The sequence below is a fragment of the Bradyrhizobium sp. USDA 4011 genome, assembly GCF_054063415.1.
The window spans coordinates 4,402,637-4,414,900 of the sequence record NZ_JBSSGG010000001.1 but is presented as its reverse complement, the minus strand read 5'-3'; the positions used below and the strand labels follow the sequence as shown (position 1 = coordinate 4,414,900).

At 64.3% G+C, this 12,264-nt stretch carries 9 protein-coding genes and 1 pseudogene; all 10 read right to left on the bottom strand.

What is annotated here, in order from left to right; all coding sequences use genetic code 11:
- Window positions 1–120: 120 nt before the first annotated feature.
- The 10 genes and pseudogenes from ACVW1C_RS20710 to ACVW1C_RS20665 all read right to left on the bottom strand — a co-directional run bounded on the left by ACVW1C_RS20710 (window position 121) and on the right by ACVW1C_RS20665 (window position 12,219).
- Window positions 121–870 (bottom strand): SDR family oxidoreductase, encoded by a 750-nt coding sequence (locus ACVW1C_RS20710; protein WP_456759990.1) that lies wholly within the window; start codon window positions 868–870, stop codon window positions 121–123.
- 72 nt (window positions 871–942) lie between these two features.
- Complete coding sequence (gene odhB / locus ACVW1C_RS20705) at window positions 943–2,190, bottom strand: 2-oxoglutarate dehydrogenase complex dihydrolipoyllysine-residue succinyltransferase (protein ID WP_456759989.1); 1,248 nt, start codon at window positions 2,188–2,190, stop codon at window positions 943–945.
- Between the two features lie 173 nt (window positions 2,191–2,363).
- Window positions 2,364–5,324 (bottom strand): 2-oxoglutarate dehydrogenase E1 component, encoded by a 2,961-nt coding sequence (locus ACVW1C_RS20700; RefSeq protein ID WP_456759988.1) that lies wholly within the window; start codon window positions 5,322–5,324, stop codon window positions 2,364–2,366.
- Window positions 5,325–5,581: 257 nt separating this feature from the next.
- The gene (gene sucD / locus ACVW1C_RS20695; protein WP_456759987.1) at window positions 5,582–6,463 is read right to left on the bottom strand and encodes a succinate--CoA ligase subunit alpha; all 882 of its coding nucleotides are present in this window, start codon (window positions 6,461–6,463) and stop codon (window positions 5,582–5,584) included.
- 37 nt (window positions 6,464–6,500) lie between these two features.
- Window positions 6,501–6,978 (bottom strand): annotated as a pseudogene (locus ACVW1C_RS20690) (DUF1579 family protein).
- Between the two features lie 2 nt (window positions 6,979–6,980).
- Window positions 6,981–8,177 carry an ADP-forming succinate--CoA ligase subunit beta gene (sucC, locus tag ACVW1C_RS20685; protein WP_456759986.1) on the bottom strand — a complete coding sequence of 399 codons (1,197 nt, stop codon included), beginning with the start codon at window positions 8,175–8,177 and terminating at the stop codon, window positions 6,981–6,983.
- Window positions 8,178–8,336: 159 nt separating this feature from the next.
- Complete coding sequence (mdh, locus tag ACVW1C_RS20680; RefSeq protein WP_456759985.1) at window positions 8,337–9,305, bottom strand: malate dehydrogenase; 969 nt, start codon at window positions 9,303–9,305, stop codon at window positions 8,337–8,339.
- 221 nt (window positions 9,306–9,526) lie between these two features.
- Entirely contained in the window at window positions 9,527–10,723 is a 1,197-nt protein-coding gene (gene zapE, locus ACVW1C_RS20675) for a cell division protein ZapE (protein ID WP_456759984.1), read from the bottom strand.
- A 133-nt stretch (window positions 10,724–10,856) separates the two neighbouring features.
- Window positions 10,857–11,393 (bottom strand): RNA 2',3'-cyclic phosphodiesterase, encoded by a 537-nt coding sequence (gene thpR / locus ACVW1C_RS20670; RefSeq protein WP_456759983.1) that lies wholly within the window; start codon window positions 11,391–11,393, stop codon window positions 10,857–10,859.
- A gap of 166 nt (window positions 11,394–11,559) precedes the next feature.
- On the bottom strand, window positions 11,560–12,219 hold the full coding sequence (locus ACVW1C_RS20665; RefSeq protein ID WP_456763127.1) for an arylesterase: 660 nt from the start codon (window positions 12,217–12,219) through the stop codon (window positions 11,560–11,562).
- Window positions 12,220–12,264 lie beyond the last annotated feature (45 nt).

Genomic DNA, 12,264 nt, shown 5'->3' with positions numbered 1-12,264 from the left:
CTTCCCGCTGCTTGATCGTGTTCTAGAGCCCCGTTCCGACTGAATCGGAACGGGGCTCTAGGTTCTTGTCTTGACGCGTTTTTTTCACGCGAACCGGTATCCACTTCGCTCGAAAACGCTCTAGCGACCGCCCGACACGTCGAGGATCGCGCTGGTGACGTAGGAGGCTTCGTCGGAGATCAGCCAGACGATGGCGTTGGCGATCTCGTCCGCGGTGCCGACACGCTTCATCGGCACCATGTGGGCCAGCCGGTGCGCGCGATCGGGCTCGCCGCCCGCGGCGTGGATGTCGGTGTCGATCAGCCCGGGCCGGATGCCGGCGACGCGGATGCCTTCACCCGCGACTTCGTAACCGAGGCCGACCGTGAAGGAATCGATCGCCCCCTTGGAGGCGGCATAGTCGACATAGGTGTTGGGCGCGCCGAGCCTTGCCGCGACCGAGGAGAGGTTGACGATGACGCCGCCCTGGCCGCCGTGCCTGGTCGACATGCGCTTCACCGCCTCGCGCGCGCACAGGATACTGCCGGTGACGTTGACCGCCATCATCTGCTGGATGCGCTCGGCCGACATCTCGTCGACACGCACACCGCTCTTGCCGACGATACCGGCATTGTTGACCAGCGCGCCGAGCGTGCCGAACCCGTCGGCCGCCTTGAACAGCGCCAGGATGTCCTGCTCGCTGCCGACGTCGCACTTCACCGCGATCGCTTTGCCGTTGCTGGCCTCGATCGCGGCGACGACCTCGTTGGCCGCAGCCTGATTTGTGGCGTAGCCGACCACGACTCGATAGCCGCGCGCGGCAGCCGCAAGTGCGGTGGCGCGGCCGATGCCGCGGCTGCCGCCGGTGATGACAACGACCTTATCCGTCACATCGATCCCCAAACGTAAGCACCCAACGAAACGCGACGCCCGAACCGATCGGGCGCCGCGCGCGATACGACCTTAGAGATCCAGCACAAGCCGTGCCGGATCTTCCAGGCTCTCCTTGACGCGCACCAGGAAGGTGACCGCTTCCTTGCCGTCGATGACGCGGTGATCGTAGGACAGCGCCAGATACATCATCGGCCGCACCTCGATCTTGCCGCCGACCACCATCGGCCGCTCCTGGATCTTGTGCATGCCGAGGATGCCGGACTGCGGCGCGTTGAGGATCGGCGTCGACATCAGCGAGCCGTAGATGCCGCCATTGGTGATGGTGAAGGTGCCGCCCTGCATCTCGTCGATCTTGAGCTGGCCGTCGCGGGCGCGGCGGCCGTAATCGGCGATCGACTTCTCGATCTCGGCGATCGACTTGTGGTCGCAGTCGCGCACCACCGGCACCACCAGGCCGCGGTCGGTGCCGACCGCGACGCCGATGTGGTAGTAGTTCTTGTAGATCAGGTCAGAGCCGTCGATCTCGGCGTTGACGGCCGGAATGTCCTTCAGCCCCTGCACGACCGCCTTGGTGAAGAAGCCCATGAAGCCGAGCTTCGAGCCGTGCTTCTTCTCGAACGGATCCTTGTAGAGGGCCCGCAGCTTCATCACCTCGGTCATGTCGACCTCGTTGAAGGTCGTCAGCATCGCGGCGGTGTTCTGCACGTCCTTGAGGCGGCGCGCGATGGTCTGGCGCAGCCGGGTCATCTTCACGCGCTCCTCGCGCGCGGCATCGTCCGCCGGCGACGGCGCACGGACCTGCACGGCGGCGGCCGGCTGGTTGACCGGGGTCGGCGCCGAGGCGGCCTTCTCGATCGCGGCCAGCATGTCGCCCTTGGTCACGCGACCATCCTTGCCCGAGCCCGGAACGGTGGAGGCATCGACGCCGCTTTCGGCGGACAGCTTGCGCACCGAAGGCGCCAGCGGCGCATCCGCCGGCGGCACCTTGGGCGCGGCAGGGGCCGGTGCAGGAGCGGCGGCAGGCGCCGCAGCAGCCGCTGCCTTCGCCTGAGCGGCGGCAACAGCCGGCTTGGCCGGAGCCGCACCGTCATTGATCTGGCCGAGCAGCGCGCCGACGGCGACGGTCTCGCCATCCTTGGCGATGATCTCACCCAGCGTGCCGGCGACCGGCGCGGGCACCTCGATGGTGACCTTGTCGGTCTCCAGCTCCACCAACGGCTCGTCCACCGCGACGGCCTCGCCGGCCTTCTTGAACCAGCGGCCGATCGTAGCCTCGGTTACGGATTCGCCGAGCGTTGGAACGCGAATTTCAGTCATGATCTTTTCCTCGATAACCTTGCGGTCGCAAATTTGGTCCAGCCACCATCCGCCAAAGCGAATGACCCGGTACTCCGTGACGACAGCGGTGAGGCTGGATGACGCGGGATACCGGATGCCCCGCTCCAGTGCGCAATTGCGCACAAGGCGGGGCATGGCTTCAGTGAAGGTCGTTAGTTCAGAGCGTCGTCGAGCAGCGCCTTGAGCTGCGCGAGATGTTTCGACATCAAGCCGGTGGCGGTCGCCGCCGATGCCGGACGGCCGGCATAGCGCGGACGCTTGTTGGCTGCGTTGGTCTGGTTGAGCACCCATTCCAGATAGGGCTCGATGAAGTGCCAGGAGCCCATGTTGCGGGGCTCTTCCTGGCACCAGACCACCTCGGCAGCCTTGAAGCGGCCGAGCTCCTGCACCAGCGCCTTCAGCGGCACCGGATACAGCTGCTCGATGCGCAGCAGGTAGATATCGTCGATGCCTCGCTTCTCGCGCTCCTCGTACAGGTCGTAGTAGACCTTGCCGGAGCACAGCACGACGCGGCGGATCTTGTCGTCCGGCACCAGCTTGACCTTCTCGTCCGGCAGCATCTGCGCGTCATCGTACAGGATGCGGTGGAAGGTGGCGTTCTTGCCGAGCTCGTCGAGCCGCGACACGGCGCGCTTGTGACGCAGCAGCGACTTCGGCGTCATCAGGATCAGCGGCTTGCGGATCTCGCGATGCAGCTGGCGCCGCAGCACGTGGAAGTAGTTCGCCGGCGTGGTCGGATTGACCACCTGCATGTTGTCCTCGGCGCACATCTGCAAATAACGCTCGAGGCGCGCGGAGGAGTGCTCCGGTCCCTGCCCCTCGTAGCCATGCGGCAGCAGGCAGACGAGGCCCGACATGCGCAGCCATTTGCGTTCGCCCGAGGAGATGAACTGGTCGAACACCACCTGGGCGCCATTGGCGAAGTCGCCGAACTGCGCTTCCCAGAGCGTCAGCGCGTTCGGCTCGGCCAGCGAGTAGCCGTACTCGAAGCCGAGCACCGCCTCTTCCGACAGCAGCGAGTTGATGACCTCGTAATGGCCGGTGTCCTCGCCGCCGAGATGGTTGAACGGCGTGTAGCGGCTCTCGTCCTCCTGGTCGATCAGGACCGAATGGCGCTGCGAGAAGGTGCCGCGCTCGGAATCCTGGCCGGACAGGCGCACATGGTGGCCTTCCTGCAGCAGCGTGCAGAACGCCAGCGCCTCGCCGGTCGCCCAGTCGATGCCGACACCGGTGTCGATCGCCTTGGCGCGATTGTCGAGGAAGCGCAGAATGGTGCGGTGGGCGCGGAAGCCGTCCGGCACCTTGGTGATCTTGCGGCCGATCTCCTTGAGCACGGCGACATCGACACCGGTGACGCCGCGGCGCGCGTCTTCTTCCTGATCGGCCGACTTGAAGCCGGCCCATTTGCCGTCGAGCCAGTCGGCCTTGTTGGGCTTGTAGCCCGAGCCGGCTTCGAGCTCGGCATCGAGCCGCGCGCGCCAGTCGGCCTTGGCCTTCTCGACTTCGCCCTCGGTCAACACGCCGTCGGCGACCAGCCGCTTGGCGTAGATCTCCAGCGTCGACGGGTGCGAGGCGATCTTCTTGTACATCACCGGCTGAGTGAACGCCGGCTCATCGCCCTCGTTGTGGCCGTGACGCCGGTAGCAGAACATGTCGATGACGACCGGCTTGTGGAATTTCTGCCGGAACTCGATCGCGACCTTGGCCGCGAACACCACGGCCTCCGGATCGTCGCCATTGACGTGGAAGATCGGCGCGTCGATCATCTTCGCGACGTCCGACGGATAGGGCGACGAGCGCGAGTAGCGCGGATAGGTGGTGAAGCCGATCTGGTTGTTGACGATGAAGTGCAGCGAGCCGCCGGTGCGGTAGCCCTTCAGGTCGGACAGGCTGAAGCATTCCGCCACCACGCCCTGGCCCGCGAAGGCCGCGTCGCCGTGCATCAGGAGCGGCAGGACCGAGATGCGCATGTCCGGCGGATCGCCGTGCTGATCCTGCTTGGCGCGCACCTTGCCCATCACCACGGGATCGACGATCTCGAGATGCGACGGATTCGCGGTCAGCGACAGATGGATGTTGTTGCCGTCGAACTCGCGGTCCGAGGACGCGCCGAGATGATACTTGACGTCGCCGGAGCCTTCGACCGAGTCCGGATTGGCCGAACCGCCCTTGAATTCATGGAACAGCGCGCGGTGCGGCTTGCCCATCACCTGGGTCAGCACGTTGAGACGGCCGCGATGCGGCATGCCGACCACGATCTCCTTCACACCGAGATTGCCGCCGCGCTTGATGATCTGTTCGAGCGCCGGGATCAGCGATTCGCCGCCGTCGAGGCCGAAGCGCTTGGTGCCGGTGAATTTGGTGTCGCAGAACTTCTCGAAGCCGTCAGCCTCGATCAGCTTGTTGAGGATCGCGCGGCGGCCCTCGGGCGTGAAGCTGATCTCCTTGTCCGGACCTTCGATGCGCTCCTGGATCCACGCCTTCTGCGCGGCATTGGAGATGTGCATGAACTCGACGCCGAGCGTCTGGCAGTAGGTGCGCTCGCAGATCTGCACGATCTCGCGCAGCGTGCCGTATTCGAGGCCGAGCACGTGGTCGAGGAAGATCTTGCGGTCGAAGTCGGCCTCGGTGAAGCCGTAGGAGCGCGGATCGAGCTCCTCGCGGTCGCGCGGCGCCTCGATGCCGAGCGGATCGAGCTTGGCGTGGAAATGCCCGCGCATGCGATAGGCGCGGATCAGCATCAGTGCGCGAACCGAATCGCGGGTTGCCTGATGCACGTCGGCGTCGGACAGCGCCGCGCCCTTGGCCTGTGCCTTGGCGGCGAGCTTGGTGCCGACCGTTTTCTCGACCTGGGCCCAGTTGCCGTCGAGCGCCGAAGTCAGCTCGTCACGCGGCGTCACCGGCCAGTTGGCCCGGCCCCACGAGGCACCCTCGGCGTTCTTCTGGACGTCGGCCGGGGCGTCCTTCAGGCTCTTGAAGAAATCCTGCCATTCGGCGTCGACCGACGATGGGTCCTGCTCGTAGCGGGCATAGAGATCGTCGATGTAGGTGGCGTTGGTGCCTTGCAGGAATGATGAGAGAGCAAAAGCAGCATTCGCGTCTTGGCGAGACATGGGGCAGTCCTGGTGATTTTTTCGGTTCGCGCGTAGGAGACGGCGCTGGTGCCGGTCTGGAAGTGCGCCGGCTGGATCGATACCCTTTACCCTATCTAGGACAGATATTCCTGCCTAAAAGAACCAAGAAATGAACTTATTTTCATATTTTATTGATCGGCATTCTGCTGGCAAAACGCAATAAAAGGGCGGGTTCCCTCATGAGAACCCGCCCAAAACCACGTCAAACCTCGAAGGGAACTTTGCCGAACGGGCGGTTACTTCAGCATCTCGGCGAGCGTGTGCCCGAGCCGCGCCGGCGACGGCGACACCTTGATGCCGGCGGCTTCCATCGCCGCGGTCTTGGAACCGGCGTCGCCCTTACCGCCGGAGATGATCGCGCCGGCATGGCCCATGCGGCGGCCGGGAGGTGCGGTGACACCGGCGATGAAGCCGACCATCGGCTTCTTGCGGCCGCGCTTGGCCTCGTCCTTGAGGAACTGGGCGGCGTCTTCCTCGGCGGAGCCGCCGATTTCGCCGATCATGACGATCGACTTGGTCGTCTCGTCGGCCAGGAACATCTCCAGCACGTCGATGAACTCGGTGCCCTTGACCGGATCGCCGCCGATGCCGACCGCGGTGGTCTGGCCGAGGCCCTCCTGGGTGGTCTGGAACACCGCTTCATAAGTCAGGGTGCCGGAGCGGGAGACGATGCCGACCGAGCCGGGCTTGAAGATGTTGGCCGGCATGATGCCGATCTTGCACTCGCCGGCGGTCATCACGCCGGGGCAGTTCGGCCCGATCAGCCGCGACTTCGAGCCCGACAGCGAGCGCTTGACGCGCACCATGTCGAGCACCGGAATGCCCTCGGTGATGCAGACGATCAGCGGGATCTCCGCATCGATCGCCTCGCAGATCGCGTCCGCCGCACCCGGCGGCGGGACATAGACCACGCTGGCGTCGGCGCCGGTCTTCGCACGCGCGTCGGCGACGGTGTCGAACACCGGCAGGTTGAGATGGGTCGAGCCACCTTTGCCCGGCGCCACGCCGCCGACCATCTTGGTGCCGTAAGCGATCGCCGCTTCCGAATGGAACGTGCCGTTCTTGCCGGTGAAGCCCTGGCAGATGACCTTGGTGTTCTTGTCGATCAGAATGGACATGGTTCGAGATGCTTTCGCGAGACGGTCGGTGAAGGGTTCAGTGGATACGCCGGTACACGCCGGTGAGCACGTCGGCCCACCCTTCCGCGTCAGGCGAGAATTGGATCTTCATGGTGTAGGTGTTGTCGTCGACGACCTCGTAGACGTGACGGGCATTGCCGCGCAACGAGCCGCGCACCAGGATCAGCGACTTGCCCGCCCAGCCGCCGGACGCCGGCGACGGCGCGGTAGTAGCCGAGCGAATCGTGCCAGAACAATCGGTAGGCCCGATCCTCGCGGTCGTAGGTGAAGACGCCGTGGGTGGCGAAGCTCTCCTTGCCGTCGCGGGTCTGCACGCAGTCCTGGATCAGGTAGAACCCGTTGAGCGCGATGCGCGCAACGACATGCGAGGTGGCCGGACCACCAGCGGTCCAGCGCGACGGATAGACCATCTCGTCGCCGTTCCACTCGCCCGCGAAGACCGCGAGCTTGCGGTGTTCGTCCAGCGGGGTCGGAGCGTCGAGATGATCGGCCATCGTTAGCCTCCCTTGACGGCTTTCACGATCTTCTGTGCGGCGTCATCGAGATTGTCGGCGGGTACGACGTTGAGGCCGCTGTCGCGGATGATCTTCTTGCCCTGCTCGACATTGGTGCCTTCGAGGCGCACCACGAGCGGCACCTTGAGGCCGACCTGCTTCACCGCGGCGACCACGCCCTCGGCGATCACGTCGCACTTCATGATGCCGCCGAAGATGTTGACCAGGATGCCCTTCACGTTCGGATCGGCGGTGATGATCTTGAAGGCAGCCGCAACCTTCTCCGCGCTGGCGCCGCCGCCGACGTCGAGGAAGTTCGCCGGCTCCATGCCGTAGAGCTTGATGATGTCCATCGTCGCCATGGCGAGGCCGGCGCCGTTGACCATGCAGCCGATCGTGCCGTCGAGCGCGACATAGTTGAGGTCATATTTCGACGCCTCGATCTCCTTGGCGTCCTCCTCGGACTCGTCGCGCAGCGCGACCACGTCGGGGTGACGGTAGAGCGCGTTGCTGTCGAACGACACCTTGGCATCGAGCACGCGAAGCTGGCCCTGCTTGGTGACGACGAGCGGATTGATCTCGAGCATCGCCATGTCCTTGGCGGCGAACGCTGCATAGAGCTGACCGGTCAGCTTCTCGGCCTGCTTGGCGAGATCGCCCTTCAGCTTCAGCGCCTCGGCGACCGTGCGGCCGTGGTGAGGCATGATGCCGGTGGCGGGATCGACCGAGAACGAGACGATCTTTTCCGGGGTCGAATGCGCAACGTCCTCGATGTTGACGCCGCCTTCAGTCGACACCACGAAGGAAATCTCGGAGGTCTCGCGATTGACCAGGATCGAGAGGTAGAACTCCTTGTCGATGTCGGAGCCTTCCTCGATGTAGAGGCGGTTGACCTGCTTGCCGTGCGGGCCGGTCTGCACCGTGACCAGCGTCGCGCCCAGCATCTGCTTGGCGAACTCGTCGACCTCGGCAACCGACTTGGCGATGCGGACACCGCCCTTGTCGCCGGCGGATGCTTCCTTGAACTTGCCCTTGCCGCGACCGCCGGCATGGATCTGGCTCTTCACCACCCAGATCGGGCCGGGAAGCTGCTTGGCCGCCGCATCGGCATCTTCCGGCTTCAGCACCGGCACGCCGCGCGAGATCGGCACGCCGAATTCATGCAGCAGAGCCTTGGCCTGGTATTCGTGGATATTCATGGAAAGACGCTCCAAACCCTCGTGCGGCGAACTTCACGTCAGCCTTGACGCTGGTATACCATATACCAAAGCTCGCACAACTACAAAATCCGCCGGAATTTCATCACCTTGCACCCGACAGGCGATTGAAATCGTCTATCGGGCCATTGCCGATCGAGATTACTTGCCGAGCAGATCGGGCGCGATCTTCTTGCAGGCGTCGACCAGGCCCTGCACCGCGCCAACCGACTTGTCGAAGGCTTCACGGTCCTTGCCGGCGAGCTCGATCTCGACGATGCGCTCGACGCCCTTGGAGCCGATCACGGTCGGCACGCCGACATACATGTCCTTCACGCCGTACTCGCCGTTGAGATAGGCGGCGCAGGGCAGCACGCGCTTCTTGTCCCTCAGATAGCTCTCGGCCATCGCGATGGCGGACGCGGCCGGCGCGTAGAAGGCGGAGCCGGTCTTGAGCAGGTTGACGATCTCGGCGCCGCCATTGCGGGTGCGGTCGACGATCTCGTCGATGCGGGTCTGCGAGGTCCAGCCCATCTTGACGAGGTCTGGCAGCGGAATGCCGGCGACGGTCGAGTAGCGGGTCAGCGGCACCATGGTGTCGCCGTGGCCACCGAGCACGAAGGCGGTGACGTCTTCGACCGAGACGTTGAATTCGTCGGCCAGGAAATAGCGGAAGCGCGCGGAGTCGAGCACGCCGGCCATGCCGACCACCTTCTTGTGCGGCAGGCCCGAAGCCTTCTGCAGCGCCCAGACCATCGCATCCAGCGGATTGGTGATGCAGATGACGAAGGCGTCGGGCGCGTACTTCTTAATGCCGGCGCCGACCTGCTCCATGACCTTGAGGTTGATCGACAGCAGATCGTCGCGGCTCATGCCGGGCTTGCGCGGCACGCCCGCGGTGACGATGCAGACCTTGGCGCCGTCGAGCGCTTCATAGGAGTTGGCGCCGACCAGGTTGGAGTCGAAGCCGTCGACCGGCGACGACTGCGCGATGTCGAGCGCTTTGCCCTGCGGCACGCCCTCGGCGATATCGAACAGCACGACGTCTCCGAGTTCCTTGAGGCCAACGAGGTGCGCCAGCGTTCCGCCGATCTGTCCGGAGCCAATCAGTGCAATCTTGTCGCGTGCCATGGGAAATCAGTCCTTTGAACTGGTGCAGGAGGGAGGGAAGTCGGTTGCAAGGGTGGTTATCCCTTTCGAATGATCCATTCAAGTCGCGGCCTGCCCTATTGGAGGCCCTGCCTGCAATTCGGTCAGGCATGCCAGCAACATCCGTCCCGGAGGCACGAAAAGTTGCTCCGAACCGGACCGCGCGCAAGACCGATTTCGAGGCTGAATTTTAAGACTGAGTTTCAGGTCTCGACCAGGCCGGTCGACGCGCCGCTGGCCGAGGAGTCCTTACGGCCGTGCGGCAGCGCCAGATAGGATTCCGAGCTCATCTCGATCAGGCGCGAGGACGTGCGCTTGAACTCCATCGCCTCAATCCCGTCGGTCGCAAGGTACAGCAACACCGGATCGGCCTCGGCCGAGGCCATCAGCTTCACGGCATTGTCATAGAGTGTGTCGATCAGCGAGATGAAGCGCTTGGCGGCGTTGCGGTCGGCGTAATCCATCACCGGAATATGGTCGATCAGGATCGTGTGGTAGTCGTGCGCGAGCCTGAGGTAATCGGACGCGGCAAGCGGCTTCTCGCAGAGATCGGCGAAGCTGAAGCGCGCGACGCCATGCGACGAGCACGGCACCGTCAGCAAACGCTTTTTGATCTCGATAAGGCGCGCCTTGCACGGCGCGTTGCCGGTCATCTTGCGCCACGCCGCATTGAGCACATTGCGAGCCGCGTCATCCGCGGGCACCAGCCACATCTTCACGCCGACGAGCTTCTCGAGCCGGAAGTCGGTGCGTGCATCGAGCCGCAGCACATCCATGTGGTCGGAAATCTGCGCGATGAACGGCAGGAACAGCGCGCGATTGAGACCGCCCTTGTAGAGATCATCGGGCGCGACGTTCGAAGTCGCGACCACGACGGTGCCGAGATCGAACAGCTTTGCAAACAGCCGACCGAGGATCATCGCATCCGCGATGTCGGTGACGTGGAATTCGTCGAAGCAGAGCAGCCAGGCTTCGTCGAAGATCGCCTGCGCGGTGAGCGCGATCACGTCGCCGTCCGCGATCTCACCGCGCGCGATCTGCTGGCGGTAGCCGTAGATGCGCTCATGCGCCTCGGCCATGAATTCGTGGAAATGCGCGCGGCGCTTGTGCTCGACCGGGCTCTGCTGGAAGAACAGGTCCATCAGCATGGTCTTGCCGCGGCCGACCTCGCCATGGACGTAGAGGCCGCGCGGCGGCTTGTCGTCCTTATCGCCTCTGAACAGCCGCCCGAACAGGCCCTGCTTGCGCTGCGGCTTGTAGCTCGCGAGCCGCTCGTCCAGCGCGCCGAACGCATCGGCGGCGCGGGCTTGCGCGGGATCGGCCTCGATCGCGCCGGAGGCGACCAGGGACTTGTAGTGATCGAGAAAAGGAACTGGGCGAGGTGGACAGCATGAGCCCACCTTACGGCCCTAGTGCGCGGCAAATTGCAAGCCGTGAATTGTGCCAGTGGGGTATGCAAGCGCAAGCCCTTGCATACCACGGCCGACCGCGCCGGCCGCTGCCCGACACCTCAAGCCGCGATCCGAAGAAACCTCACGCGCAGAGCGCGTAGGAATCCTCGACCACGTAGGGGCCGCCGCCTGTCGAGGCGCGCGACGAGAACAGCACGAAGCGGTCCGCCATGAAGCTGCGGCTCGGGAAGTAGCCGCGCACCGACAGATAATCCGCGACGTCCTGGCTCGATGCGTCATGCAGACGCGCGAGCGTGACGTGGGGCGTGAATTTCCTGCCCTCGGGATCGAGCCCCATCCGCTGCATCATCCGCTCGAGCTCGGCCTGCAGTTCGATCAGCGGCCGACTGGGCTCGACGGCGGCAACCACCGCGCGCGGCTTGCGTCCACCGAAGCTCGACAGGCCCTGCAGTTTGACCTCGAACGGTTTTCGGTTCACCCGAAACAGCATCGTCGCGATCTCGTTGGCCCAGAAGCCATCGATGTCGCCGATGAAGCGCAGAGTGACGTGATAATTTTCGGGATCGATCCAGCGTGCGCCGGGAAGGCCGCCACGCAAGCTGGAGAGGGTTTGGCCGATATCGGCCGGAATTTCCAGACCAGTGAACAGACGCGGCATCGCAATAATCCTCGATGCTTGGCGCGGGTTTTGGGAGCCCGCCCCTGTAACAAGCCCGGCGACGAATCACCGATGCCTATTTGTACCCGAGATATGTGACTCTGCGAAGCATGACCCGTTAACAGCTCGTAAACCTACGGGCACAACTCGGCGCGCTGCCTGCATTTCAACTGCGTTGCCCTGATAATGCGCCGAGAAATGCCTCCACCGTGGGCAGCATGTTCTTCACGACGATGTCCACACCTTCCGCCGTCGGATGCATGCCGTCGGCCTGATTGAGCTTGGCATCGGCAGCAACGCCGTCAAGGAAGAACGGATAAAGCGGCACGCCCAGCGACTTCGAGAGATCCGGATAGATCGCGTTGAACTTCGCTGCATACTCGCTGCCATAGTTCGGTGGCGCGAGCATTCCGCACAAGAGCACGGCGATCTTGCGCGCCTGCAACTTTGTGATGATGTCGGACAGCGCGGCACGCGTCACTGCGGGATCGATGCCGCGCAGCGCATCGTTGGCGCCGAGCTCGACGATCACGGCGTCAGTTCCGTCAGCCACCGACCAGTCGAGCCGCTCGCGGCCCCCTGAGGCGGTGTCGCCGGATACTCCGGCATTGGTCATATTGACCTTTATCCCCTTGTTTTCCAAGGCTTTTTGCAGCCGGACCGGGAATGCCGCCGCGGCCGGAAGGCCGTAACCGGCGCTGAGGGAATCGCCCAGAACCACCATCTTGATCGGTTTCGACGAACCTTGCGCCGGGCCTCTTTCCACCCCTGGCGTCTGCGCACTTGCCGCCGTCATCAAGCCCATAAGCAACACGAGTATGTGCACGAAGATTCTCAACCGGCCCTCGACCGCAGCAGCGGAAGTGCCATA

What these genes read in the sequence shown, in the direction of transcription:
- ACVW1C_RS20700 (WP_456759988.1), bottom strand. Translation starts at nt 5,324, where the DNA reads ATGTCTCGCCAAGACGCGAATGCTGCTTTTGCTCTCTCATCATTCCTG.
- odhB (WP_456759989.1), bottom strand. Translation starts at nt 2,190, where the DNA reads ATGACTGAAATTCGCGTTCCAACGCTCGGCGAATCCGTAACCGAGGCT.
- sucD (WP_456759987.1), bottom strand. Translation starts at nt 6,463, where the DNA reads ATGTCCATTCTGATCGACAAGAACACCAAGGTCATCTGCCAGGGCTTC.
- mdh (WP_456759985.1), bottom strand. Translation starts at nt 9,305, where the DNA reads ATGGCACGCGACAAGATTGCACTGATTGGCTCCGGACAGATCGGCGGA.
- thpR (WP_456759983.1), bottom strand. Translation starts at nt 11,393, where the DNA reads ATGCCGCGTCTGTTCACTGGTCTGGAAATTCCGGCCGATATCGGCCAA.
- sucC (WP_456759986.1), bottom strand. Translation starts at nt 8,177, where the DNA reads ATGAATATCCACGAATACCAGGCCAAGGCTCTGCTGCATGAATTCGGC.